Below are 25100 nucleotides of genomic sequence, written 5' to 3'. Positions count from 1 at the left end.
ATTATCCCTCCTTCTTTTCTGAAACAACGATCGTGATATGGCTTGTGCGTTTGTTAATTGCGCTAGCACGACCTTGTGCACGAGGACGGAAACGTTTTAATGTTGGTCCTTCGTTCACATAAGCTTCTGTAACAACGAGCTTATTAACGTCCATGTCATAGTTGTGTTCTGCGTTTGCCACTGCAGATTTTAATACTTTCTCGATAATCGGAGAAGCAGCTTTTGGCATATGACGAAGAATGGCAACTGCTTCACCTACTTGCTTTCCTCGAATTAAGTCAATGACTAAGCGAGCTTTACGAGGAGCAATTCGAACCGTTCTAGCAACAGCTTTAGCCTGCATAATGAAAGCCTCCTCTCATATTAACGTCTTGTTTTCTTATCATCAGCAGCATGGCCTTTGTATGTGCGCGTTGGCGCAAATTCACCGAGCTTATGACCAACCATGTCCTCTGTGATGTAAACCGGAACGTGTTTACGACCATCGTAAACAGCGATTGTGTGACCAATGAATTGTGGGAAAATTGTCGAACGACGAGACCATGTTTTGATCACTTGTTTTTGTCCAGTTTCATTCAATTTCTCGATTTTTTTCATTAAATGATCATCACAAAAAGGACCTTTTTTCAAGCTGCGACCCATAAGTGAACCTCCTTTCGTGATTGCTCTACGGTTCTTTTGAACCGTAGCTCAACCCCGTTATTTTTTACGACGACGTACGATAAATTTATCGGATTTGTTTTTCTTCTTACGCGTTTTGAATCCAAGAGTTGGTTTGCCCCATGGAGTCATTGGAGACTTACGTCCGATAGGTGCTTTACCTTCACCACCACCATGTGGGTGATCAACAGGGTTCATAACAGAACCACGAACAGTTGGACGAATGCCTAACCAACGAGCGCGTCCAGCTTTACCGATGTTCACAAGCTCATGTTGTTCGTTACCAACTTGACCGACTGTTGCGCGGCAAGTTGCTAAAATCATGCGAACTTCACCTGAAGATAAACGAACAAGTACGTACTTACCTTCTTTACCAAGCACTTGTGCAGATGTACCTGCAGCGCGCACTAATTGTCCACCTTTACCAGGTTTCAACTCAATGTTGTGAATTACTGTACCAACTGGAATGTTTGCTAAAGGTAATGCGTTACCTACTTTAATGTCCGCATCTGGACCTGACATGATTTCCATGCCAACTTCTAAGTTTTTCGGTGCGATGATGTAACGTTTTTCACCATCGGCATAATGAATTAATGCGATATTCGCAGAACGGTTTGGATCGTATTCGATTGTAGCAACGCGTCCTGGAATGCCATCTTTATCGCGTTTAAAGTCAATAATACGATATTGACGTTTATGACCGCCACCTTGGTGACGAACTGTCAATTTACCTTGGTTGTTACGACCGCCTTTTTTCTTTAAAGGGGCAAGCAACGATTTTTCCGGCTTATCTGTTGTAAGCTCAGAGAAGTCTAAAACCGTCATACCACGACGACCGTTAGACGTTGGCTTATATTTTTTAATCGCCATGTCCATTTCCCTCCTTCACTTTTAAACTTATACTTCAAATAGTTCGATCTCTTTGCTGTCTGGCGTTAATGTAACAATCGCTTTGCGACGGCGGTTTGTTAATCCGCTGTAGCGACCAACACGTTTGAACTTTCCTTTATAGTTCATAATGTTGACCTTTGCTACTTTTACGCCGAAGATCGCTTCAATCGCATCTTTTACTTCCGTTTTGTTCGCTTTTACATCAACTTCGAACGTATATTTTTTCTCACCCATTAACTCTGTTGAACGTTCAGTAATGACGGGGCGCTTAATAATATCGCGAGGATCTTTCATTATACAAGCACCTCCTCTACTTTTTCCACGGCAGCTTTTGTAATGACAAGCTTGTCGTGGTTGAGTACATCAAGAACGTTAATTCCGCTTGCTGTTACGACTGTAACTCCTGGGATGTTGCGGGCTGAAAGAATGACGTTCTCGTTTGCATCTGCTGTTACAATTAACGCTTTGCGATCAACAGAAAGGTTGTTTAAAATTTTAACCATTTCTTTTGTTTTCGGTGCTTCAAGTGTTAAATTGTCTAATACAACGATGTTGTTTTCAAGCACTTTTGAAGATAAAGCTGATTTAATTGCTAAGCGACGAACTTTTTTCGGAAGTTTGTAGCTGTAGCTGCGTGGAACTGGACCAAATACAATACCACCGCCGCGCCACTGTGGAGAACGAATCGATCCTTGACGAGCGCGTCCAGTACCTTTTTGACGCCATGGTTTACGGCCACCGCCGCTTACTTCTGCACGATTTTTTGTTTTATGAGTTCCTTGACGCAAGGAAGCACGTTGCATAATTACCGCTTCAAATAACACATGTTTGTTCGGTTCAATACCAAATACGGCATCGTTTAATTCGATTTCACCGATGTTTTCTCCGTTTTGGTTGTACAATGCTACTTTTGGCATTGGGTGTTTCCTCCTTTCTTAAAGAAATTATTTCGCCTTAACCGCGCTTTTAATGATAACAAGCCCTTTGTTTGGACCTGGTACGTTTCCTTTAATTAAAATTAAGTTGCGTTCTGGATCCACTTTGACAACTTTTAAGTTTTGTACTGTTACTCGCTCGCCACCCATGCGACCTGGAAGCTCTTTTGATTTGAATACACGGTTTGGAGCGATTGGACCCATTGAACCAGGACGACGATGATAACGAGAACCGTGCGCCATTGGTCCACGAGATTGTCCATGGCGTTTAATTACACCTTGGAAACCTTTACCTTTTGACGTTCCTGTGACGTCAACGATTTCACCTTCGTTGAAAATGTCCACTTTTACTTCTTGACCTACTTCATATTCTGCAAGATTCACACCACGAATTTCACGAATGAAGCGCTTAGGTGTGGTGTTTGCTTTTGCAGCATGACCTTTTTGCGGCTTGTTCGCTAATTTCTCACGTAAATCTTCAAAACCTAATTGAATCGCTTCATAACCGTCGTTTTCAATCGTTTTCTTTTGAAGAACTACGTTCGGAGTCGCTTGAATTACCGTTACAGGAATAAGATCCCCGTTTTCAGCAAACACTTGAGTCATGCCGATTTTTCTTCCTAAGATTCCTTTCATCTTTCACACCTCCTATATAGCAATTACAACTTGATTTCAATATCAACACCAGACGGTAAGTCTAAACGCATTAAAGAATCTACTGTTTGTGGAGTCGGATTGACGATGTCAATTAAGCGTTTATGTGTGCGCATTTCGAACTGCTCACGAGAGTCTTTGTATTTATGAACCGCACGTAAAATCGTGTACACCGTTCTTTCAGTTGGTAACGGAATCGGTCCAGATACAGTTGCGCCTGAACGCTTTGCAGTTTCCACAATTTTCTCAGCAGATTGATCAAGAATTCGATGATCATACGCTTTTAAACGAATACGAATTTTTTCTTTTGCCATTATTTTCCCTCCTTCTTCGCCTATTTTTAAAATAGACATTCTCCATGGAAATTTCCTTCACACTCGCCATGGCAAAGCGGCCGGGTGTGTCAGCAACCTCCCACTTCATCGCAGTCAAAGACCAACGTTTATTATTATATATAAAATCCATAGCTAATGCAAGTTTTTTTATTTCTTTTCTTCACAAACTGCCTTTCCTATTATACATATTTCGTCATGCATTTTCAATGGAGCAAAAAAATAAGTGGTCTAGCTGACCGCTAGACCACTTCCATCGATTACTCGATGATTTCAGATACAGAACCTGCACCTACTGTACGTCCACCTTCGCGGATCGAGAATTTTGTACCTTCTTCGATCGCGATTGGCGCGATTAATTCTACTGTCATTTCGATGTTGTCGCCAGGCATTACCATCTCAACGCCTTCTGGAAGTTGGATGATACCTGTTACGTCCGTTGTACGGAAGTAGAATTGTGGACGGTAGTTAGAGAAGAAAGGAGTATGACGTCCACCTTCTTCTTTTGTTAACACGTAAACTTGCGCTTTAAATTTTGTGTGTGGAGTGATTGTTCCTGGTTTTGCTAATACTTGACCGCGTTGTACTTCGTCACGAGAAACACCGCGAAGAAGTGCACCGATGTTGTCACCAGCTTCAGCTTGGTCAAGAAGCTTACGGAACATTTCAACACCTGTAACAGTTGTTGCTTTTGGCTCTTCAGAAAGACCGATGATCTCTACTTGGTCACCAACTTTTAAGATACCGCGCTCAACGCGACCAGTAGCAACTGTACCACGACCAGTGATTGAGAATACGTCCTCAACTGGCATCATGAACGGTTTATCGATTTCGCGTTGTGGAGTTGGGATGTACTCATCAACAGCGTTCATAAGCTCAATGATTTTTTCTTCCCAAGCTGGATCTCCCTCAAGTGCTTTTAACGCAGAACCTTTAATTACAGGAACTTCGTCTCCAGGGAAGTCGTATTCAGATAATAAATCGCGAACTTCCATTTCAACAAGCTCTAAAAGTTCTTCATCGTCTACCATGTCGCATTTGTTTAAGAATACAACGATGTAAGGTACACCTACTTGGCGAGAAAGAAGAATGTGCTCACGAGTTTGTGGCATTGGACCGTCAGCAGCAGATACAACAAGGATCGCGCCGTCCATTTGCGCAGCACCTGTGATCATGTTTTTCACGTAGTCAGCGTGACCTGGGCAGTCAACGTGTGCATAGTGACGGTTGTCAGTTTCGTACTCAACGTGTGCAGTTGAGATTGTAATTCCGCGCTCACGCTCTTCTGGAGCAGCGTCGATTTGGTCATATGCGCGTGCTTGTGCTTTACCTTGTTTCGCAAGAACTGTTGTGATTGCAGCTGTTAAAGTTGTTTTACCATGGTCAACGTGGCCGATTGTACCAATGTTGACGTGTGGTTTCGTACGTTCGAATTTCTCTTTAGCCATTATAATATCCTCCTTAGTGTTTTTTATTAAGTATAGAATATAGAATGCTCGGAAGTGAAAGTGCACAGGCACGTCCACTTCCAAGTCTTACATAAGTATTTATACTTGAACAATGCTAGAAAATCAATTATTCACCTTTATTTTTTTTGATGATTTCCTCGGCAATGCTTTTCGGAACTTCTTCATAATGGTCGAATACCATTGTGAATGTTCCGCGACCTTGTGTATTTGAACGCAATGAAGTTGCGTATCCAAACATTTCAGAAAGTGGAACCATCGCGCGAACAACTTGTGCGTTACCGCGAGCTTCCATACCTTCGACGCGACCACGACGAGAAGTGATGTCACCCATGATGTCACCTAAATATTCTTCAGGGACGATGACTTCTACTTTCATGATCGGCTCAAGCAACACAGGATCACATTTTGATGCTGCGTTTTTCAACGCCATAGAAGCAGCGATTTTGAACGCCATTTCGCTTGAGTCAACATCGTGGTAAGAACCGTCGAATAATTTCGCTTTAATATCAACAACTGGGTATCCAGCAAGAACACCGTTTTGCATTGCATCTTCAAGACCTGCTTGAATTGCAGGGATGTATTCTTTTGGAACAACCCCACCAACAATCGCGTTTTCGAATTCGAAGCCTTTTCCTTCTTCGTTTGGTGAGAACTCGATCCAAACGTGACCGTATTGACCGCGACCACCAGACTGGCGCACAAATTTTCCTTCAACTTGTGCAGATTTACGGAATGTTTCACGGTATGCAACTTGTGGAGCACCAACGTTTGCTTCTACCTTAAACTCGCGACGCATACGGTCAACGATGATGTCAAGGTGAAGCTCACCCATACCCGCGATGATTGTTTGACCTGTTTCTTGGTCTGTCCATGCACGGAATGTTGGGTCTTCTTCTTGAAGTTTTTGTAATGCTGTGCTCATCTTATCTTGGTCAGCTTTTGACTTCGGTTCGATCGCGATTTGAATAACTGGCTCTGGGAATTGCATAGACTCTAGGATGACTGGGTCTTTTTCATCACACAATGTATCACCAGTTGTTGTATCTTTTAAACCTACAGCTGCCGCAATGTCACCTGCGTAAACTTGTGCAATTTCTTCACGGTGGTTTGCGTGCATTTGTAGAATACGACCGATACGTTCACGCTTACGTTTTGTTGAGTTCAACACGTAAGAACCAGAGTTTAATGTGCCAGAGTATACGCGGAAGAACGTCAACTTACCAACGTAAGGATCTGTCATAATTTTGAACGCTAACGCTGCAAAAGGAGCATCGTCGCGCGCTTCGCGAACTGTTTCTTCTTCTGTATCAGGAACAGTTCCTTTAATCGCAGGAATGTCGACTGGCGATGGTAAGTAGTCAACAACCCCATCAAGCATTAATTGAACGCCTTTGTTTTTGAATGCAGAACCACAGAATACAGGGAAGAATTGAACAGAAACTGTCGCTTTACGAATCGCAGCTTTTAATTCTTCTTTTGTAATTTCTTCCCCTTCTAAATATTTCATCATTAATTCTTCATCAAGCTCTGCAACTGCTTCAATTAATTTTCCGCGATATTCTTCAGCCATATCACGATAGTCTTCAGGAATCTCGATGCGCTCGATGTTTTTTCCTAACTCATCGTGATAGTGGTATGCGCACATTTCAACAAGGTCAATGATGCCTGTGAATTGATCTTCTGCACCAATTGGTAATTGGACAGGGTGCGCATTCGCTTGTAAACGGTCATGAAGCGTTTTTACAGAGTATAAGAAGTCTGCGCCAATCTTGTCCATTTTGTTTACGAAAACGATACGTGGAACACCGTATGTAGTCGCTTGGCGCCATACTGTTTCTGTTTGCGGTTCTACACCTGATTGTGCGTCTAATACCGCCACTGCACCGTCTAATACGCGCAATGAACGTTCAACTTCTACTGTGAAGTCGACGTGTCCAGGTGTATCGATGATGTTAATACGATGGCCTTTCCATTGAGCTGTTGTTGCTGCGGATGTGATGGTAATTCCGCGCTCTTGTTCTTGCTCCATCCAGTCCATCGTTGCTGCGCCCTCATGAACTTCACCGATTTTATGAACGCGTCCTGTGTAGAAAAGGATACGTTCTGTTGTTGTTGTTTTACCGGCGTCAATATGGGCCATGATTCCAATATTGCGAGTGTTTTCCAAGGAGAACTGTCTTGCCATATGGATTTTTTCTCCTTCCTTAAATGAAGTGTCGTAATTTATTTTGCATACAGGAATATAGGCGAATGAGCGATGGGCATGCTTTTTTAGTTTCAACCGCATCGCTCTCACCTATTCTTAATTTAACGAAAAAATTACCAACGATAGTGTGCAAACGCTTTGTTTGCTTCTGCCATTTTGTGTGTATCTTCGCGTTTTTTCACAGCTGCACCTGTGTTGTTAGCAGCATCCATAATTTCATTTGCTAAACGCTCTTCCATCGTTTTTTCTCCACGAAGACGAGCGTAGTTCACAAGCCAACGAAGACCTAATGTTGTGCGGCGTTCTGGACGCACCTCAACAGGAACTTGATAGTTTGCACCACCAACACGGCGTGCGCGAACTTCAAGAACTGGCATAACATTTTTCAACGCTTGCTCAAACACTTCCATTGGATCTTTACCTGTGCGTTCACGAATAATATCGAACGCTGTGTAAAGAATTTTTTGTGCTTTACCTTTTTTACCGTCAATCATAATTTTATTGATTAAACGTGTAACTAGCTTTGAGTTGTAAATTGGATCTGGTAACACATCTCGTTTAGGAACCGGACCTTTACGTGGCATAGTTTTTCCTCCTTTCAGTGAAAATCAGCGAGAAATGATAAATGTTATTTCTTAGCTGCTTTTGGTTTTTTCGCACCGTATTTTGAACGACCTTGCATACGGTTTGCCACACCAGCTGTATCTAAAGCACCGCGAACGATGTGGTAACGTACCCCTGGTAAGTCTTTTACACGTCCACCGCGAATTAATACAACGCTGTGTTCTTGTAAGTTATGACCGATACCTGGGATATAAGCAGTTACCTCGATACCGTTAGATAGACGTACACGGGCATATTTACGAAGCGCAGAGTTTGGCTTCTTTGGTGTCATTGTACCTACACGTGTACATACTCCACGTTTTTGCGGAGAGTAAACAGTTGTTTGAACTTTTTTGAAGCTGTTATACCCTTTATTTAACGCAGGTGATTTAGATTTCACTACCTTTTTTGTACGACCTTTACGTACAAGCTGGTTAATTGTAGGCATGGTAAATTTCCTCCCTTCACAATCAAATTCAAGCCCACACATCCAGGTGGCTCATTTTTATGCAAAAACAAAGTTTTTGTAGTAAACCCACAAAAACAGTTTTTAACGAATGATCGCAACAGCAGCCGCTCCTACATCGATTTTACATGCTTTCCCGAGCTTTTTCATCGAGTCCACTTTACAAACAGGTACATTTGCCTCTCTTGCTGCTTCTAGCACTTTATCGATAATTGCTACATCCGCATCTTCAGCAATCACGATCTCATGTACCTTTCCATCTTTCAGAGCTCGTACTGTTTGTTTCGTTCCTACAATAATCTGTTTCGCCTGTGCGACTTTTTCATAAGACATGTAACATATCCTCCAAAGTGACAGGTTTTCGGAACACCTTTATTATGCTATCACTTTCTGCGTGCTGTGTCAACTATTTTTTGACCTATTGCTAGCAAACGATGCTAGCAATAGGTTCATCATTATTTCGTTGTAACAGCGTCTTCGTCTTTTGCTGTTTTAATTATCGGCTTTACTTTGCGGTAACGAGCCATACCTGTTCCCGCCGGAACAAGTTTACCGATAATGACGTTTTCTTTTAATCCAAGTAATTCGTCACGTTTTCCTTTAATTGCTGCATCCGTTAAGACACGTGTCGTCTCTTGGAATGAAGCTGCAGACAAGAACGAATCTGTTTCAAGCGATGCTTTCGTAATTCCGAGTAGCACCGGACGAGCTGTCGCCGGACGTTTACCCTCCATCAATACTTTTGTATTCGCATCCGTAAATTGATGGATGTCAAGTAGTGTACCTGGCAACAAGTCTGTATCGCCTGCATCGATGACGCGAACTTTACGAAGCATTTGGCGAACCATGACTTCAATATGTTTATCGCTAATTTCTACCCCTTGCATGCGGTATACTTTTTGTACTTCACGCAACAAGTATTCTTGTACAGCATTCATGTCTTTGACTCTCAACAACTCTTTCGGGTCAATTGAGCCTTCTGTTAGTTCTTGACCACGCTCAACTTTCTGTCCTTCTTGCACTTTCAAGCGAGCGCTGTAAGGAGCTGTATACGTACGTGTCTCGACTTCGCCTTGAATAACAATTTCACGTTGACGGTCACGCGTTTCGTTAATCGCCACAACAACACCATCAATTTCTGAAATGACGGCTTGACCTTTTGGATTACGCGCTTCAAACAACTCTTGTACACGCGGTAAACCTTGCGTAATATCGTCTCCTGCTACCCCACCAGTATGGAACGTACGCATCGTGAGCTGTGTACCTGGTTCACCGATCGATTGGGCTGCGATAATACCGACCGCTTCACCAACTTCAACTTCCGCACCTGTTGCCAAGTTGCGTCCGTAACATTTTTTACATACACCGTGTCGCGTATTACATGTAAATGCAGAACGAATCCACACTTCTTCAATACCCGCTTTGACAATGGCGTTTGCGATGTCTTCTGTGATCATTTCGTTTTCACGCACAAGCACTTCGCCTGTTTCTGGATGTTTTACCGTTTTTCGTGCATAACGTCCAATGAGACGATCTTCAAGCTTCACGATCACTTCCGTACCATCTTTTAATGCACGAATTAACGTACCACGATCTGTGCCGCAGTCGTCTTCGCGAATAATGACGTCTTGTGCAACGTCAACGAGACGACGTGTTAAATAACCAGAGTCCGCTGTTTTTAACGCTGTGTCCGCAAGACCTTTACGCGCACCGTGTGTTGAAATGAAGTACTCAAGTACCGTTAAACCTTCGCGGAATGAAGATTTAATCGGAAGCTCGATAATACGTCCAGCTGGGTTTGCCATTAATCCACGCATACCAGCAAGTTGCGTAAAGTTCGATGCGTTACCACGGGCTCCAGAGTCACTCATCATGAAAATTGGATTTCGTTTATCAAGCGATTCCATTAAGCGACCTTGAATTTTATCTTTCGCCGCACTCCAAATCGAAATAACACGCTCATAACGTTCTTCATCAGTAATTAAACCGCGTCTAAATTGTTTTAATACCGTGTCAACTTTTGCTTGTGCTTCTTCTAAAATTTCTTGTTTTTCAGGCAAGACAACAATGTCCGCGACACCAATTGTAATACCGGCTTTTGTTGAGTACTTAAAGCCAAGATCTTTCATGCGGTCAAGCATTTTAGATGTTTCTGTAATTTTGAAACGTTTAAACACTTCCGCGATGATGTTACCAAGAATTTTTTTCTTAAATGGTGGAACGAGTTCGAGCTTACGGATTTCTTCTTTCACGTTCACACCTTTATCTAAGAAATACTTATCCGGCGTTCGTTCTTCAATGTTCTCTTGCGTCGGCTCATTAATATATGGGAATGACTTCGGCAAAATCTCATTGAAGATTAACTTTCCAACTGTCGTGATCAGCAACTTATTATTTTGCTCTTCTGTAAACGTTTCGTTTTTCAACGAACCGGCATGAACGGCGATGCGTGTATGCAAATGAACATAGCCATTATGGTAAGCTAACAGCGCTTCGTCCGTATCTTTAAAGACCATTCCTTCTCCAATTGCACCTTCTCGTTCCATCGTTAAGTAGTAGTTTCCTAAAACCATGTCTTGTGAAGGCGTAACGACTGGCTTTCCGTCTTTCGGGTTCAAAATGTTTTGTGCCGCAAGCATAAGTAGACGTGCTTCCGCCTGTGCTTCTGCTGAAAGTGGTACGTGCACAGCCATTTGGTCACCGTCGAAGTCGGCGTTGTATGCCGTACATACAAGTGGATGTAATCGAATCGCACGCCCTTCTACAAGCGTCGGTTCGAAAGCTTGAATACCGAGACGGTGAAGGGTCGGTGCGCGGTTTAATAACACCGGATGCTCTTTGATGACAGATTCTAAAACATCCCAAACTTCTGGGTGGACGCGCTCAATTTTTCGCTTCGCACTTTTAATGTTATGTGCTAAGCCACGCTCTACTAATTCTTTCATAACGAACGGTTTAAACAACTCAAGCGCCATTTCTTTCGGTAATCCGCATTGATACATTTTCAAGTTCGGACCGACAACGATAACGGAACGACCAGAGTAGTCAACGCGCTTACCGAGCAAGTTTTGACGAAAACGACCTTGCTTTCCTTTTAACATATGGGAAAGCGACTTCAACGGACGGTTTCCTGGGCCTGTAACCGGACGGCCACGGCGACCGTTATCAATTAACGCATCAACCGCCTCTTGAAGCATCCGTTTCTCGTTTTGAACGATAATGTTCGGCGCCCCAAGATCTAATAGACGTTTTAAACGGTTGTTTCGATTAATGACACGACGATATAAATCGTTCAAGTCCGATGTCGCAAAACGACCACCGTCTAACTGTACCATCGGGCGCAACTCAGGCGGAATAACCGGTAGTACATCTAAAATCATCCAGGAAGGATCGTTACCAGAGTTACGGAACGCTTCAAGCACTTCAAGACGTTTGATCGTACGAGCACGACGTTGTCCTTGTGCTGTCTTCAATTCCTCTTTTAACGTTTCTACCTCTTTTTCAAGATCGATGTCTTGTAACAATTTTTTAATCGCTTCCGCACCCATTGAAGCTTGAAACGAATTTCCGTACTTCTCGCGATACGCGCGATATTCTTTTTCAGAAAGCAATTGCTTCTTTTCTAACGGCGTATCGCCTGGATCCGTCACAACGTAAGATGCAAAGTAAATGACTTCCTCTAGCGCGCGAGGGGACATGTCTAAGACAAGTCCCATGCGGCTAGGAATTCCTTTAAAGTACCAAATATGTGAAACAGGGGCTGCTAGTTCAATATGACCCATGCGCTCACGGCGAACTTTTGCACGTGTGACTTCGACACCGCATCGGTCACAAACGACACCTTTATAACGAACGCGCTTATATTTTCCACAATGACATTCCCAGTCTTTCGTCGGACCAAAAATGCGTTCGCAAAACAGTCCATCTTTTTCTGGTTTTAATGTTCGATAGTTAATCGTTTCTGGTTTTTTAACTTCACCATACGACCAAGAACGAATTTTCTCGGGTGAAGCGAGTCCGATCTTCATATATTCAAACTTATTCACATCTAACAAGGGGCCTACCTCCCTTTTAGTATCCAGGTTTTACCCTTATGTCAACACGCTATTCTTTTACAACAACGCCGTCATCTTCTTTGGCTGACTCATCTGTAGGTGGGATGATGTCAACTGGTTGAACGTCATCATCTTCCCCAAAGTTTTCCATACTAATTTCTTTTTCATCACTTGATAAAACTGTGACGTCCATACCCAAGCTTTGTAGCTCTTTAATTAACACTTTGAACGATTCAGGAACGCCTGGTTCTGGAACGTTTTCGCCTTTCACAATCGCCTCGTATGTTTTCACGCGACCAACGACATCATCTGATTTGACAGTTAAAATTTCCTGCAACGTATAAGCTGCACCGTATGCTTCAAGCGCCCATACTTCCATCTCACCGAAACGTTGACCACCAAACTGCGCTTTTCCGCCAAGCGGTTGTTGCGTAACAAGTGAGTACGGACCTGTCGAACGAGCATGCAGTTTATCGTCAACCATGTGCGCAAGCTTAATCATGTACATAATACCGACAGAAACACGGTTGTCAAACGCTTCTCCAGTCCGTCCGTCGTATAGAACGGTTTTCGCATCGCGTGCCATTCCCGCCTCTTCTAACGTTGCCCATACATCCTCTTCACGAGCACCGTCAAATACAGGCGAAGCGACATGAAGACCCAACTTTCTCGCCGCCATTCCAAGATGCAGCTCAAGCACTTGCCCGATGTTCATACGCGAAGGTACGCCTAATGGGTTTAACATGATGTCAACTGGTGTGCCATCTGGTAAAAACGGCATATCTTCTTCAGGTAAAATACGAGAAATAACCCCTTTATTCCCATGGCGTCCTGCCATTTTGTCACCTTCGGAAATTTTCCGTTTTTGTACAATGTATACACGGACAAGTTGGTTTACACCTGGCGGCAACTCATCGCCGTCTTCGCGAGTAAACACTTTGACATCAAGAACGATTCCGCCCCCACCATGTGGTACGCGTAAAGATGTATCTCGAACTTCACGTGCTTTCTCGCCAAAGATAGCATGTAATAGGCGCTCTTCTGCAGTTAACTCCGTAACACCTTTTGGAGTAACTTTACCAACAAGCAAGTCTCCATCTTTTACTTCTGCACCGATGCGGACAATACCGCGTTCATCTAAGTTACGAAGCGCATCTTCACCAACGTTTGGAATATCGCGCGTAATTTCTTCCGGACCGAGCTTTGTATCGCGCGCTTCAGATTCGTATTCCTCGATATGAATCGATGTATACACATCGTCTTTCACGAGACGCTCGCTCATAATAATCGCGTCCTCGTAGTTGTATCCATCCCATGTCATGAACGCAACAAGCACGTTGCGACCAAGTGCTAACTCGCCTTTTTCCATCGATGGACCGTCAGCTAAAATTTCACCTTTCTCTACAATGTCACCAGCTTTAACAATCGGGCGTTGATTGTAGCACGTTCCTTGGTTTGAACGAACAAACTTCAACAGACGATATTTATCTAAGTCACCTTTGACTTCTTTTCCATCGACTTCGATTAAACGGCGTACCCAAATTTCTTTCGCTTCGACTCGCTCAACAATTCCGCGATGCTTACAAATGACTGCAGCACCAGAGTCTTTCGCTGCCACATACTCCATTCCTGTACCAACGATTGGAGCTTCCGGTTGCATAAGTGGAACAGCCTGACGTTGCATGTTCGCACCCATAAGTGCACGGTTGGAGTCATCGTTTTCTAAAAATGGGATACACGCTGTAGCTACGGATACGACTTGCTTTGGTGAAACGTCTACATAATCGACACGATCACGTTTAACGACAATGTTTTCACCGCGGAAACGAGCAACAACGTTCTCTTCTAAAAACGTCCCATCTTCCGCAATCAGAACGTTTGCTTGAGCCACAACGTAATTGTCTTCTTCATCCGCTGTTAAATAATCAATTTGATCCGTTACTTTTCCTGTCTCAGGATCAACACGACGATAAGGTGTTTCAATAAAGCCAAATTTATTCACTTTTGCGTATGTCGAAAGCGAGTTAATTAATCCGATGTTCGGACCTTCTGGCGTTTCGATCGGACACATGCGACCATAGTGTGAATAGTGAACGTCACGCACTTCAAAACCAGCACGTTCACGCGTTAAACCGCCCGGACCAAGCGCAGAAAGACGACGTTTATGTGTCAATTCGGCCAGTGGGTTCGTTTGATCCATGAATTGCGACAACTGCGAGCTTCCGAAAAATTCTTTAATAGCCGCAATGACCGGACGAATATTAATGAGTTGCTGTGGTGTAATTGTGTTTGTATCTTGAATGGACATCCGTTCACGAACGACGCGCTCCATGCGCGAAAGACCGATCCGGAACTGATTTTGCAGCAACTCCCCGACAGAACGAAGTCGACGATTTCCTAAATGGTCGATATCGTCTGTATCGCCGACGCCATGCAATAAGTTAAAGAAGTAGCTAATAGATGCAATAATATCTGCAGGTGTAATATGTTTTACTGTTTCTGGAATATACCCATTACTAATGACTGTGATGACTTTTTCGCCATCTGGATCGTTTGGAGCATAAATTTTGATTGCTTGCAAAGCAAACTCATCTTCGACAACGCCCCCAAGCGGTTGGTATTTACGTATACCGATCCCTTTTTCGAGCTCAGGTAAAATGCGGTCGAGCGTTCTCCGATCAAGAACCGTTCCTTTTTCAGCAATCACTTCACCCGTTTCTGGATGAACGAGCGTTTCTGCTAAACGTTGACCGAATAAACGGTTTTTAATATGGAGCTTTTTGTTAATTTTATAACGACCAACGCTTGCTAAATCGTATCGTTTTGGATCAAAGAAACGAGAGATGAGCAAGCTTTTTGCGTTTTCAACGGTAGGCGGCTCCCCTGGACGTAACCGTTCGTAAATTTCAAGCAACGCTTTTTCTGTACTTTCTGTGTTATCTTTTTCTAACGTATTACGAATATACTCGTTATCACCAAGTAAATCGACAATCTCTTGGTCTGAACCAAAACCTAACGCTCGCAATAACACGGTCACGGGCAATTTACGCGTACGATCAATGCGAACGTACACAACGTCTTTTGCATCTGTTTCATATTCAAGCCATGCACCGCGGTTTGGAATAACGGTAGCTGTAAAGCCACGTTTTCCGTTTTTATCTACTTTTCCGCTATAATATACGCTCGGTGAACGAACAAGCTGAGAAACGATAACGCGTTCAGCACCATTAATAATGAACGTGCCTGTTTCTGTCATTAACGGGAAATCTCCCATAAATACATCTTGTTCCTTTACTTCACCTGTTTCTTTATTGATTAGGCGTACTTTCACCCGAAGCGGTGCTGCGTATGTAACGTCGCGTTCTTTTGACTCTTCGACAGAGTACTTTGGTTCTCCTAAGCTGTAATCAATAAATTCTAGTGACAAATTCCCTGTAAAATCTTCGATCGGTGAAATATCTTGAAACATTTCACGCAATCCTTCGTCGAGAAACCACTGGTAAGAAGAAGTTTGAATTTCGATTAAGTTTGGTAGTTCTAACACTTCACTAATGCGCGCATAACTTCTTCGTTGGCGGTGTCGTCCGTATTGAACTAGTTGACCTGTCAACTGATTCACCCCTCAAATCAAACATTAATAACTTGTCATCAGACAAAAAAGAAATGGTTTCTTATAAGAAAACCACATGTTTGACCTATTATATATTTTATAAGTTTTTCCTTTAAAACTAAAATTATACATACATACACAGCATACGTAAACTAAAAAAAATACACATTTAGCATTTTATAATGGTATCATACTGAAAATCGAGCGTCAAGCGTTTTTTGCTCGAATAATAAAGTAACCTTTTTTCTTTTCCACAACATCAACTTCATCAAAAATCGTTTTTAACTTTTCCAAAGCGGATGGGGCACCTTGTTTCTTTTGAATGACAACCCATAGTTGACCACCAGAAAGCAAGTAGTTCGCACTTTGCTCGAAAATGGAATGAACGACTGCTTTTCCTGCACGAATCGGCGGGTTTGTCACAATTGCAGCAAACTTCCCTTCTACTCGATCAAATAAGTTGCTTATGTAAATCTCAGCATTTTCAATGTCATTTTGCTGTTTGTTTTTCTTAGCCAATTCAATCGCTCGCTCATTTACATCGATCATATGTACCATTCGATGAGGAAAATCTTTCGCTAGCGCCAAACCGATTGGCCCGTATCCACAACCAACATCAAGAATATTTCCACTCACATTTGGTTCCACGAATGTTTCAATTAGTAGTCGGGAACCGAAATCGACTTCTTTTTTTGAAAACACACCTTGATCAACGGTAAATAAAAACTGATGACCTCGTAACATATACGCCCATTGAAACGGCTTACTTTCTACCACAGGTCGCTCCGTATAGTAGTGATCACCCATCACTCTCACCTCTCTTTCCTTTATTGTAAACGAATGCACATAAAAACACAAAGAAGCTCGCCGTTTTGAGCGAGCTTCTTTACTTTATTACTTAATTTCAACTTTCGCGCCAGCTTCTTCAAGTTTCGCTTTGATTTCTTCAGCCTCTTCTTTAGAAACGCCTTCTTTAACTGGCTTTGGAGTGTTGTCTACTAAGTCTTTTGCTTCTTTTAAGCCAAGACCAGTAAGTTCGCGTACAACTTTGATAACTTTGATTTTTTGCGCGCCGCCATCTGCAAGGATAACGTCGAATTCAGTTTTTTCTTCAGCAGCAGCACCAGCAGCAGCACCACCAGCAACTACTACAGGAGCAGCAGCAGTTACACCAAATTCTTCTTCGATTGCTTTTACTAAGTCGTTTAATTCTAAAACAGTCATATTTTTAACCGCTTCAATGATTTGTTCTTTAGTCATGATCGATCTTCCTCCTTAATATTTTAGTTTTAGGCAATTTGAAAATTAAGCGCCCTGTTCTTCTTTCTTCTCAGCAACCGCTTTTGTAACAAGCGCAAAGTTGCGGATTGGTGCTTGAAGAACGCTAAGCAACATAGAGAGCAAGCCTTCGCGAGATGGGAGCTCTGCAAGCGCCTTAACTTCTTCAAGTGTCGCTACGTTACCTTCGATGATACCTGCTTTAATTTTTAACGCTTCGTTCTTTTTCGCGAATTCGTTTAAAATTTTTGCAGGAGCAACGACATCATCATTGCTGAATGCAATCGCATTCGGACCTGTTAATGTTTCATCCAAACCTTCTAATCCTAACTCAGCAACAGCACGACGAGTTAATGTATTTTTGTACACTTTGAACTCGATGCCCGCTTCGCGAAGTTGCTTACGAAGCTCTGTAACTTGAGCGACATTTAAGCCGCGATAATCAACAATGATCGTTGATTTGCTCGCGCGAAGCTTTTCAGCAATCTCCGCTACTAGCTGCTGCTTTTGTTCAAGTACGCTGCTCATGTCAACACCTCCTGTAGAAGTTGAGTTTCGACACCACTTATACCGTTCAATAAAAAACCTCCATGTCAACGCAGACATGGAGGCCCCCGAAAAGTGCAAGATGCACTTATTTATGAGTCTCAACACCTCGGTAGGAAATTAAGCCTATATGAGGCACCTACTGTCTACGGTACAAATGATATTCGTTTTTCAAACAATGAATAGTATACTAAAGCGTTTCTAAAAAGTCAATATCTATAATTAGTTAGAAACAGCAACTGTAGAAGGATCTACTTTTACGCCAGGTCCCATTGTTGAAGCGACTGTTACGTTTTTCACGTATGTGCCCTTCGCCGCTGCTGGCTTCACTTTTAAGATTGTCTCATAGATTGTTGCGAAGTTTTCTACCAATTTTTCAGTATCAAATGATACTTTACCGATCGGCACGTGGATGTTTCCTGCTTTGTCAACGCGGTATTCTACTTTACCAGCTTTAATTTCATTAACCGCTTTCGCCACGTCAAATGTAACTGTTCCTGTTTTAGGGTTTGGCATTAAACCTTTTGGTCCTAAAATACGACCGATTTTACCTACCTCACCCATCATATCAGGAGTTGCAACGATCACATCGAACTCAAACCAACCTTGTTGAATTTTGTTGATGTAATCTGTATCACCTACATAATCTGCACCTGCTGCTTCTGCTTCTTTCGCTTTTTCACCTTTTGCAAGCACTAATACGCGGCGTACTTTACCTGTACCGTGTGGTAATACAACCGCACCGCGAATTTGTTGATCCGCTTTCTTCGGGTCAACTCCTAAACGGAAAGCAACCTCTACTGTTGCATCAAATTTTGCAACGTTTGTCTTTTTCACTAATTCGATCGCCTCTTGCACAGCGTATGCTTTTGAGCGATCAATCAACTTCGCTGCCTCTAAGTAACGTTTTCCTCTTTTCGGCATGTTCATTTCCTCCTTTTGTGGTTTTAACGGAAAGACCTCCCACGAATAAAGGTTGCGAAAACTATATAGTTCGCTTCCGCAACCTTCTCCAGCCAGATCTTCATTAGTCTTCGATGACGATACCCATGCTGCGCGCTGTTCCTTCGATCATGCGCATAGCTGCTTCAATGCTCGCCGCGTTTAAGTCTGGCATTTTTGTTTCAGCAATCTCGCGCACTTTGTCGCGCTTTACTGTTGCCACTTTATTACGGTTTGGCTCACCAGAACCAGACTCGATACCAGCCGCTTTTTTAAGTAATACAGCAGCAGGTGGAGTTTTCGTAATAAATGTAAATGAACGGTCTTCATATACCGTAATTTCAACAGGAATAATTAAACCTGCTTGATCAGCTGTACGAGCGTTGAATTCTTTACAGAATCCCATGATGTTAACACCAGCTTGACCTAATGCTGGACCGACTGGTGGTGCTGGATTCGCTTTCCCTGCAGGAATTTGCAATTTGACAACTTTAATTACTTTTTTAGCCACGAGACACACCTCCTTAAGTCCGTGATGTGGTATTAGGGATGTTCCCTCCCACTCCATATATAAAAACAATCATCGCATTCGTCTCAATGATTGAGACATACTGACCTTAAAATATTATCACTTTTCTTGCTCATTTGCAAGTTGTTTACTATTATATTTTTTCAATTTGCGAAAAGTCAAGCTCTACTGGTGTTTCACGCCCGAACATGTCAACGAGCACAGTTACTTTTTGCTTATCCATTTCGATTTCTTGGATCGTTCCAACAAAATTCGCAAATGGACCTTCTTTAATACGAACTGCTTCATTTAATTCAAAATCAAAATCCAAATCAATTAAATCAACGCCCATCCGTTTTAAAATCGCGGAAACTTCTTCTTCAAGAAGCGGCGTCGGTTTAGATCCGGCACCAGCTGAACCAACGAACCCTGTTACCCCTGGAGTATTACGAACGACATACCAAGAATCGTCTGTCATAATCATTTCAACAAGGACGTAACCTGGAAAAACTTTCTTTTTGACAACTTTCTTTTTGCCACCTTTTGTGTCTGTTTCTTCCTCCTCAGGCACAACGACGCGAAAAATTTTATCTTGCATGCCCATCGACTCAACACGTTTTTCTAAGTTTGTTTTTACCTTGTTTTCATAACCCGAATACGTATGAATAACATACCAATTCTTTTCCATTTGATGGGACGATATCGTCCTTCCCTCCCTAAACAAATCTTTTTTAGGCAAAATAAAAACCCGTCACCGGGCTTTATTTCTTGTTTGTTATCTTTCATTATACCATGGATATACGACCACTATTCAAGTATAAGACGAACTAACTCTGAAATTCCTAAATCAACAACAGCAAAAAATACAGTAAAAAACGCCACCGTCGCCAGAACGGTAATTGTATAGTTCACTAGTTCTTTTCGTTTTGGCCAGCTGACTTTTTTCATCTCGCGAACAACTTCGCGGAAAAACTTCGTTACTCGTTGCATAGAAAACCCTCCAACATCTCGGGATCATCAACTTACTTCGTTTCACGGTGAATCGTATGCGTATGGCATGTTTTACAAAACTTTTTCATCTCTAGCCGCTCATCGTAATGAGCTATATTTTTCATCGTTGTATAGTTTCGGCTTAAACATTGACTACACGCTAAAATCACTTTTTTGCGCATACGTTTTCCTCCGATACACTGCGTCTTAAAGACTGTATCATACAATATTTTTTTATGTCAATATTATAAACGAATTCCTTGAATTTCTACATACTTTTCTAGTTTGCGTTTCACGCGTTGCAAGGCATTGTCAATCGATTTGACATGACGATTGAGTTCTTCCGAAATTTCTTGATATGATCGACCTTCTAAATAAAGGAGAAGCACTTTTCTTTCTAAATCGCTGAGTAGCTCGGTCATCTTTTCTTCAATGTGATTGAACTCTTCTCTATTAATAATTAGTTCTTCGGGGTTTGTTATTTTCGTTCCCGAAAGAACGTCCATCAATGTACGGGCAGAATCATCTTCGTAAATTGGCTTGTCCAATGAAACGTAACAATTGAGAGGAATGTGTTTTTGGCGCGTAGCCATCTTAATAGCTGTAATCATTTGGCGAGTAATGCATAACTCTGCAAACGCCTTAAATGAAGATTGCTTGTCTTCTTTGAAATCCCGGATCGCTTTATATAGCCCGATCATTCCTTCTTGCACAATATCTTCGCGATCTGCACCGACTAAAAAATATGAACGTGCTTTCGCTCGAACAAAATTTTTATACTTATGAATTAAGTAATCAAGCGCCTCACTATCACCTTGATGTACGAGTTCTACAATCATTTCATCTTCTAATTGTTCGTAACGGCTTTGTTGTTTTTTGTTTGCATTTGCGCTCACGCCGATCCCCCCGCCCTGCACATGGATAAAAGTATTATACAGTACATTTTTTTACAGGGTCAATCGTTCATTTTTCCCCTCTTCGCCATTTTTCGAAAATTTTTGCGACTTCGTCTGTGAGAGGAATTTTTGACATCGGCTTTTTTTGTTGAATGTGCTTGACGTTCGTTGAAATATTTCGCTGCACCGCATCTACTTCAATCAATAATTCTCGGGCTGATTTGCGCAACGCCCCTTGACCGAAAATTGCCCATTGTTCCGTGTAGTCTGATGTAGCGACGTATACTTTTGTCCGAACTTGCTGGAGCGATTTCGCTAATTTCTCGATATGCTCATCAGCCGTTTCGTTTTCCTTTGTAAAAATGACCTCTACTTGATGATCGACATATTTTTTTGTTGTTCCTTGTACGAGGTGTGCATCGAAAACAATAATGACTTTACAACCGGTAAATGCTTGATATTCCGCCATTTTCTCGACAAGTCGGTCGCGCGCTAACGATAAATCTGTATCGCGCAACTCGCGCAGTTCTGGCCAGGCACCGATGATGTTGTAGCCATCAACGATTAAAATATCCATTTTACTCACCTAATGGATGTCGCTTTCGGTACACCTCATACATTAACAAGCTCGCCGCAACCGAGGCATTTAACGATGTGACATGTCCTATCATCGGCAAACGAACGAGCACATCGCATTTATCTCGTAATAAACGGCTTATTCCTTTCCCTTCACTACCGATAATTAAGGCTAACGGAATGACTCCATCAAGTTGACGATAATCTTGAGTTCCTTTTGCATCCGTTCCAAAAATCCAAACGCCCCGCTCTTTCAATTCATCAACCGTCCGCGCTAAGTTCGTTACACGCGCAACAGGCACATATTCAATCGCACCGGTTGACGCTTTCGCTACCGTTGCGGTTAAACCGACCGAACGCCGTTTCGGAATAATAATACCATGGGCACCTACCGCATCAGCTGTTCGCATAATCGATCCTAAATTGTGTGGGTCTTCAAGCTCATCCAAAATAATAAAAAACGGTGCTTCTTCTCTTTCTTCTGCCTTTTTAAATAAATCATCTATGTCATAGTATCGGTATGCAGCAACTTGCGCAATGACCCCTTGATGATTGCCGTCACTTAATTGATCCATCTTTTTTTTAGGAACATATTGTACCGTAATACCCATCTCTTTTGCGAGCTGAATGATCGATTGCATTTGACCACGTTGTGAGCCTTCAGCAATCCATATTTTATTCATTTCTCGTCCAGATTTTAATGCTTCTAACACCGGGTTTTTACCAATAATGAGATCCATCATTACTTCCTCCTTTCCTCATCGTTTTGATGTACATGTAACGCCAACTGCATTAATTGATGAAGTCGTTCTTCATTTCCGCTCAAAAAATGGTAACCGATTAATGCTTCGAGCCCTGTACTTTGACGGTACGTTTGTACATCTGTATTTTTCGGGGTACTCCCTGATTTTGCATTACGACCTCTTCGAACAATAGCCATTTCTTGCTCAGAAAGTTGGTTATGATTGAGCAACCATTGTAATACTTTCGCCTGCGCCTTCGCACAAACGTACGTTTTTGCTAAATTGTGTAAATCGTTTGGTTTTACTTTTCCTAAGGTCAGAAGGTGATGCCGTACGAATAATTCGTATACAGCATCACCAATGTAGGCTAACGTTAAACCGTTTAACTGCTGAAAATCTTTCATTTTGTTAAACAAATGCAACATCGTTTTATCCTCTTCTCCATCTCGTTCCTTGCGGTGTATCTTCTAAAATGATGTTTTTCGCTTTTAATTCATCGCGAATGCGGTCAGCTAAAGCGAAGTCGCGATTTTTTCGCGCTTCAATTCGCTGTTGGATAAGCGCTTCAATTTCTTCATCAAGCAACTCATCTTGTTGCAGTGAAAGACCAAGCACATCAAAAAGCTGTTCGAATTGTCGTAAAAACTTCTGAATAACCGCTTGCGACGTATGCTTCTCCATCAAATATACATTCGCTTGTTTTGCTAGTTCAAACAGCACAGCGATCCCGTTCGCTGTATTAAAATCATCATCCATTTCGCGAATAAACTCGTTTCTTAATTCCTCAATTTTTGCTAGCCATTGTTCATCGTTTGTCGTTAAATTCGTGCTACTTTCTAAACGGTGTTTTAAGTTCGCATATGCAGTCTTTAAGCGCTCCAACCCGCTTCTTGCACTTTCAAGCAACGGTTGGCTATAGTTGATCGGATGGCGATAATGAACCGAAAGCATAAAGAAACGTAGCACTTGCGGATCAACTTGCTTAATAATATCGTGCACTAAAATAAAGTTCCCAAGCGATTTTGACATCTTTTCATTATCGATATTAATGTAGCCGTTATGCAACCAATATTTCGCAAAAGGCTTTCCTGTTAACGCCTCAGATTGGGCAATTTCATTTTCGTGGTGCGGGAACGTTAAATCTTGTCCCCCAGCATGAATATCAATCGTATCCCCTAAATATTTACGTGCCATCGCGGAGCATTCGATATGCCAGCCCGGACGACCTTTCCCCCATGGACTATCCCAATAAATTTCTCCTTCTTTTGCCGCTTTCCATAAAGCAAAATCAAGAGGGTCTTCTTTTTTCTCTCCTACTTCAATACGAGCACCTGATTTTAATTCATCAATCGATTGATGCGATAGCTTCCCATAATCAGAGAAACGGCGCGTTCGGTAATATACATCACCATCAACTTCATACGCATATCCTTTTTCGATCAGTTGTTCAATAAATTGAATAATTGTATCAATGTTTTCGGTGACACGCGGATGGACGTCCGCTTTTTTGCAACCGAGTGCTGTAATATCTTCAAAGTACGCCTCAATAAACCGTTCTGCAATGGTCGGTACATCTTCACCTAATTCCCTTGCTGCTCGAATCAATTTATCGTCTACATCCGTGAAATTCGAGACGTATTGCACTTCATAGCCACGAAATTGTAAGTAGCGGCGAATCGTATCGAATACGATAGCTGGGCGAGCGTTTCCAATATGAATGTAGTTGTATACTGTTGGACCACATACGTACATTTTCACTTTATTTGGCTCTAACGGGATAAACGGTTCTTTTTTTCTCGTCAACGTATTATACACTTGAATGCTCATGGTTCACCGTTCCTTTCTTTAGTTCTTCTAATTGTGTTTTTAGTTGCTCGATTTCTGCTTCTAACTCTTTAAAACGATCTGCAATCGGATCCGGTAAATCACAATGATTTAAATCTTTATTCACACGCACGCCATTTTGCACAACAACGCGACCTGGAATTCCAACGACTGTTGAGTTCGGTGGCACATCTTTCAACACGACCGATCCGGCTCCAATTTTACTGTTTTCTCCAATAGTAATGGAACCAAGCACTTTGGCACCAGTCGCAATCAAACAATTATCTTTAATGGTCGGATGACGCTTTCCTTTTTCTTTCCCTGTTCCTCCAAGTGTGACGCCTTGATACACTGTCACGTTATCACCAATTTCGCACGTTTCTCCAATGACAACTCCCATACCATGATCGATGAAAAAGCGCCGACCGATCTTTGCGCCGGGATGAATTTCAATACCCGTAAAAAAGCGACTAATTTGCGAAATGAGGCGCGCTAAAAAATAAAATTTTCGCTTATAAAGCGCGTGGGCAATACGATGTGCCCAAATGGCATGTAAACCTGAGTACGTCAAAATAACCTCTAAACAACTTCTTGCTGCCGGATCTTGTTCGAAAATAACTTCAATATCTTCTTTTAATGTTTTAAACATATTGCTCCCCCCTTTGTTATTTTTCAAATAAAAAACGTCCCTGTGTACAATGACACAGAGACGCTTGGTTGCGCGGTTCCACTCTGTTTAGCCGAAGGCTCACTCTTGCCCTTATAACGGAAGGGGATCCGCTCCATTCTACTGCAGAACGTCTCTGGTTCGAAAGGAGGCTCCGAGGTGCATTTCAAAAGAATCAAACATAAACCACTTCCAGCCAAGGTGGTTCTCTCTGGCATGCTGATTCTTTTTACTTCTCCTCATCAACGC

28 protein-coding genes and 2 other annotated features (1 of these 30 only partly in view) are annotated in these 25100 nt (G+C 42.2%); all 28 genes read right to left on the bottom strand.

Going from position 1 to position 25100, the window contains the following annotated elements; genetic code table 11:
* Position 1: 1 nt before the first annotated feature.
* Positions 2-343, bottom strand: coding sequence for a 50S ribosomal protein L22 (gene rplV, locus NSS60_RS00700; RefSeq protein ID WP_064214000.1), 342 nt, complete (start codon positions 341-343; stop codon positions 2-4).
* Positions 344-363: 20 nt separating this feature from the next.
* Positions 364-642: a 30S ribosomal protein S19 gene (rpsS, locus tag NSS60_RS00695; RefSeq protein WP_003397663.1), complete on the bottom strand. Its 279-nt coding sequence runs from the start codon at positions 640-642 to the stop codon at positions 364-366.
* A gap of 57 nt (positions 643-699) precedes the next feature.
* Positions 700-1530: a 50S ribosomal protein L2 gene (gene rplB / locus NSS60_RS00690; RefSeq protein ID WP_003397662.1), complete on the bottom strand. Its 831-nt coding sequence runs from the start codon at positions 1528-1530 to the stop codon at positions 700-702.
* 27 nt (positions 1531-1557) lie between these two features.
* Positions 1558-1845 carry a 50S ribosomal protein L23 gene (rplW, locus tag NSS60_RS00685; RefSeq protein ID WP_004888670.1) on the bottom strand — a complete coding sequence of 96 codons (288 nt, stop codon included), beginning with the start codon at positions 1843-1845 and terminating at the stop codon, positions 1558-1560.
* Positions 1845-2468 carry a 50S ribosomal protein L4 gene (gene rplD, locus NSS60_RS00680; RefSeq protein ID WP_064213999.1) on the bottom strand — a complete coding sequence of 208 codons (624 nt, stop codon included), beginning with the start codon at positions 2466-2468 and terminating at the stop codon, positions 1845-1847. The genes rplW and rplD overlap by 1 nt, the downstream gene beginning before the upstream one ends.
* 27 nt (positions 2469-2495) lie before the next feature.
* A complete protein-coding gene (gene rplC / locus NSS60_RS00675; protein ID WP_004888665.1) occupies positions 2496-3122 on the bottom strand; it encodes a 50S ribosomal protein L3 in 627 nt (208 codons plus the stop codon).
* Positions 3123-3145: 23 nt separating this feature from the next.
* Positions 3146-3454, bottom strand: coding sequence for a 30S ribosomal protein S10 (rpsJ, locus tag NSS60_RS00670; protein WP_009361489.1), 309 nt, complete (start codon positions 3452-3454; stop codon positions 3146-3148).
* A gap of 278 nt (positions 3455-3732) precedes the next feature.
* Entirely contained in the window at positions 3733-4920 is a 1188-nt protein-coding gene (tuf, locus tag NSS60_RS00665; protein ID WP_004888661.1) for an elongation factor Tu, read from the bottom strand.
* 127 nt (positions 4921-5047) lie between these two features.
* Complete coding sequence (gene fusA / locus NSS60_RS00660) at positions 5048-7126, bottom strand: elongation factor G (protein WP_004888659.1); 2079 nt, start codon at positions 7124-7126, stop codon at positions 5048-5050.
* 134 nt (positions 7127-7260) lie between these two features.
* The gene (gene rpsG, locus NSS60_RS00655) at positions 7261-7731 is read right to left on the bottom strand and encodes a 30S ribosomal protein S7 (protein ID WP_004888658.1); all 471 of its coding nucleotides are present in this window, start codon (positions 7729-7731) and stop codon (positions 7261-7263) included.
* 44 nt (positions 7732-7775) lie between these two features.
* Positions 7776-8198 carry a 30S ribosomal protein S12 gene (gene rpsL, locus NSS60_RS00650; protein ID WP_003397652.1) on the bottom strand — a complete coding sequence of 141 codons (423 nt, stop codon included), beginning with the start codon at positions 8196-8198 and terminating at the stop codon, positions 7776-7778.
* A 102-nt stretch (positions 8199-8300) separates the two neighbouring features.
* Complete coding sequence (locus tag NSS60_RS00645) at positions 8301-8549, bottom strand: 50S ribosomal protein L7ae-like protein (protein ID WP_004888656.1); 249 nt, start codon at positions 8547-8549, stop codon at positions 8301-8303.
* 122 nt (positions 8550-8671) lie between these two features.
* Complete coding sequence (rpoC, locus tag NSS60_RS00640) at positions 8672-12271, bottom strand: DNA-directed RNA polymerase subunit beta' (protein WP_004888655.1); 3600 nt, start codon at positions 12269-12271, stop codon at positions 8672-8674.
* 49 nt (positions 12272-12320) lie between these two features.
* Positions 12321-15881: a DNA-directed RNA polymerase subunit beta gene (gene rpoB / locus NSS60_RS00635; protein WP_004888653.1), complete on the bottom strand. Its 3561-nt coding sequence runs from the start codon at positions 15879-15881 to the stop codon at positions 12321-12323.
* 207 nt (positions 15882-16088) lie between these two features.
* Positions 16089-16688, bottom strand: a complete 600-nt coding sequence (locus tag NSS60_RS00630; RefSeq protein ID WP_004888651.1) for a class I SAM-dependent methyltransferase — start codon at positions 16686-16688, stop codon at positions 16089-16091.
* An 87-nt stretch (positions 16689-16775) separates the two neighbouring features.
* Positions 16776-17141: a 50S ribosomal protein L7/L12 gene (gene rplL, locus NSS60_RS00625; protein ID WP_003397647.1), complete on the bottom strand. Its 366-nt coding sequence runs from the start codon at positions 17139-17141 to the stop codon at positions 16776-16778.
* A gap of 45 nt (positions 17142-17186) precedes the next feature.
* Complete coding sequence (gene rplJ / locus NSS60_RS00620; RefSeq protein ID WP_004888648.1) at positions 17187-17687, bottom strand: 50S ribosomal protein L10; 501 nt, start codon at positions 17685-17687, stop codon at positions 17187-17189.
* A 42-nt stretch (positions 17688-17729) separates the two neighbouring features.
* Positions 17730-17875 (bottom strand) — a sequence feature (ribosomal protein L10 leader region).
* Between the two features lie 52 nt (positions 17876-17927).
* Complete coding sequence (gene rplA, locus NSS60_RS00615) at positions 17928-18629, bottom strand: 50S ribosomal protein L1 (protein ID WP_004888645.1); 702 nt, start codon at positions 18627-18629, stop codon at positions 17928-17930.
* A gap of 103 nt (positions 18630-18732) precedes the next feature.
* Entirely contained in the window at positions 18733-19158 is a 426-nt protein-coding gene (gene rplK, locus NSS60_RS00610; RefSeq protein ID WP_003397643.1) for a 50S ribosomal protein L11, read from the bottom strand.
* Positions 19159-19309: 151 nt separating this feature from the next.
* Positions 19310-19843, bottom strand: coding sequence for a transcription termination/antitermination protein NusG (gene nusG, locus NSS60_RS00605; RefSeq protein WP_004888641.1), 534 nt, complete (start codon positions 19841-19843; stop codon positions 19310-19312).
* 119 nt (positions 19844-19962) lie between these two features.
* Positions 19963-20145 carry a preprotein translocase subunit SecE gene (gene secE / locus NSS60_RS00600; RefSeq protein ID WP_004888640.1) on the bottom strand — a complete coding sequence of 61 codons (183 nt, stop codon included), beginning with the start codon at positions 20143-20145 and terminating at the stop codon, positions 19963-19965.
* 32 nt (positions 20146-20177) lie between these two features.
* Positions 20178-20327, bottom strand: a complete 150-nt coding sequence (gene rpmG / locus NSS60_RS00595) for a 50S ribosomal protein L33 (RefSeq protein WP_004888636.1) — start codon at positions 20325-20327, stop codon at positions 20178-20180.
* 63 nt (positions 20328-20390) lie between these two features.
* On the bottom strand, positions 20391-21041 hold the full coding sequence (gene sigH / locus NSS60_RS00590; RefSeq protein ID WP_004888635.1) for an RNA polymerase sporulation sigma factor SigH: 651 nt from the start codon (positions 21039-21041) through the stop codon (positions 20391-20393).
* 67 nt (positions 21042-21108) lie between these two features.
* Positions 21109-21618 (bottom strand): NYN domain-containing protein, encoded by a 510-nt coding sequence (locus NSS60_RS00585; RefSeq protein WP_004888634.1) that lies wholly within the window; start codon positions 21616-21618, stop codon positions 21109-21111.
* A gap of 1 nt (position 21619) precedes the next feature.
* Positions 21620-22357 (bottom strand): 23S rRNA (guanosine(2251)-2'-O)-methyltransferase RlmB, encoded by a 738-nt coding sequence (rlmB, locus tag NSS60_RS00580; RefSeq protein WP_004888633.1) that lies wholly within the window; start codon positions 22355-22357, stop codon positions 21620-21622.
* A gap of 2 nt (positions 22358-22359) precedes the next feature.
* Positions 22360-22785 (bottom strand): Mini-ribonuclease 3, encoded by a 426-nt coding sequence (locus NSS60_RS00575; protein ID WP_004888631.1) that lies wholly within the window; start codon positions 22783-22785, stop codon positions 22360-22362.
* Between the two features lie 4 nt (positions 22786-22789).
* Positions 22790-24187: a cysteine--tRNA ligase gene (cysS, locus tag NSS60_RS00570; protein ID WP_004888629.1), complete on the bottom strand. Its 1398-nt coding sequence runs from the start codon at positions 24185-24187 to the stop codon at positions 22790-22792.
* Positions 24168-24833, bottom strand: coding sequence for a serine O-acetyltransferase (gene cysE, locus NSS60_RS00565; protein WP_004888627.1), 666 nt, complete (start codon positions 24831-24833; stop codon positions 24168-24170). Before cysE ends, cysS begins: the two co-directional genes overlap by 20 nt.
* A gap of 53 nt (positions 24834-24886) precedes the next feature.
* Positions 24887-25100: a binding site (T-box leader), on the bottom strand (it continues 6 nt past the right edge of the window).

Source organism: Anoxybacillus sp. FSL W8-0382 (assembly GCF_038003845.1).
GTDB classification, from domain to species: domain Bacteria; phylum Bacillota; class Bacilli; order Bacillales; family Anoxybacillaceae; genus Anoxybacillus; species Anoxybacillus flavithermus_G.
The sequence above is the reverse complement of the archived record's forward strand: the minus strand, read 5'-3'. Positions and strand labels throughout refer to the sequence as shown.

Bases quoted from the DNA above. Each gene is read 5' to 3' on its own strand.
- rpsS (WP_003397663.1), bottom strand. From the start codon at position 642: ATGGGTCGCAGCTTGAAAAAAGGTCCTTTTTGTGATGATCATTTAATG.
- fusA (WP_004888659.1), bottom strand. From the start codon at position 7,126: ATGGCAAGACAGTTCTCCTTGGAAAACACTCGCAATATTGGAATCATG.
- rplC (WP_004888665.1), bottom strand. From the start codon at position 3,122: ATGAAAGGAATCTTAGGAAGAAAAATCGGCATGACTCAAGTGTTTGCT.
- rlmB (WP_004888633.1), bottom strand. From the start codon at position 22,357: ATGGATCTCATTATTGGTAAAAACCCGGTGTTAGAAGCATTAAAATCT.
- rplA (WP_004888645.1), bottom strand. From the start codon at position 18,629: ATGCCGAAAAGAGGAAAACGTTACTTAGAGGCAGCGAAGTTGATTGAT.
- rplW (WP_004888670.1), bottom strand. From the start codon at position 1,845: ATGAAAGATCCTCGCGATATTATTAAGCGCCCCGTCATTACTGAACGT.
- secE (WP_004888640.1), bottom strand. From the start codon at position 20,145: ATGCAACGAGTAACGAAGTTTTTCCGCGAAGTTGTTCGCGAGATGAAA.
- cysE (WP_004888627.1), bottom strand. From the start codon at position 24,833: ATGTTTAAAACATTAAAAGAAGATATTGAAGTTATTTTCGAACAAGAT.
- cysS (WP_004888629.1), bottom strand. From the start codon at position 24,187: ATGAGCATTCAAGTGTATAATACGTTGACGAGAAAAAAAGAACCGTTT.
- NSS60_RS00585 (WP_004888634.1), bottom strand. From the start codon at position 21,618: ATGGATATTTTAATCGTTGATGGCTACAACATCATCGGTGCCTGGCCA.
- NSS60_RS00645 (WP_004888656.1), bottom strand. From the start codon at position 8,549: ATGTCTTATGAAAAAGTCGCACAGGCGAAACAGATTATTGTAGGAACG.
- rpmG (WP_004888636.1), bottom strand. From the start codon at position 20,327: ATGCGCAAAAAAGTGATTTTAGCGTGTAGTCAATGTTTAAGCCGAAAC.
- rpsJ (WP_009361489.1), bottom strand. From the start codon at position 3,454: ATGGCAAAAGAAAAAATTCGTATTCGTTTAAAAGCGTATGATCATCGA.
- nusG (WP_004888641.1), bottom strand. From the start codon at position 19,843: ATGGAAAAGAATTGGTATGTTATTCATACGTATTCGGGTTATGAAAAC.
- tuf (WP_004888661.1), bottom strand. From the start codon at position 4,920: ATGGCTAAAGAGAAATTCGAACGTACGAAACCACACGTCAACATTGGT.
- NSS60_RS00575 (WP_004888631.1), bottom strand. From the start codon at position 22,785: ATGTTGCATTTGTTTAACAAAATGAAAGATTTTCAGCAGTTAAACGGT.
- rplJ (WP_004888648.1), bottom strand. From the start codon at position 17,687: ATGAGCAGCGTACTTGAACAAAAGCAGCAGCTAGTAGCGGAGATTGCT.
- rplV (WP_064214000.1), bottom strand. From the start codon at position 343: ATGCAGGCTAAAGCTGTTGCTAGAACGGTTCGAATTGCTCCTCGTAAA.
- rpsL (WP_003397652.1), bottom strand. From the start codon at position 8,198: ATGCCTACAATTAACCAGCTTGTACGTAAAGGTCGTACAAAAAAGGTA.
- rplB (WP_003397662.1), bottom strand. From the start codon at position 1,530: ATGGCGATTAAAAAATATAAGCCAACGTCTAACGGTCGTCGTGGTATG.
- NSS60_RS00630 (WP_004888651.1), bottom strand. From the start codon at position 16,688: ATGGGTGATCACTACTATACGGAGCGACCTGTGGTAGAAAGTAAGCCG.
- rpsG (WP_004888658.1), bottom strand. From the start codon at position 7,731: ATGCCACGTAAAGGTCCGGTTCCTAAACGAGATGTGTTACCAGATCCA.
- rplD (WP_064213999.1), bottom strand. From the start codon at position 2,468: ATGCCAAAAGTAGCATTGTACAACCAAAACGGAGAAAACATCGGTGAA.
- rplL (WP_003397647.1), bottom strand. From the start codon at position 17,141: ATGACTAAAGAACAAATCATTGAAGCGGTTAAAAATATGACTGTTTTA.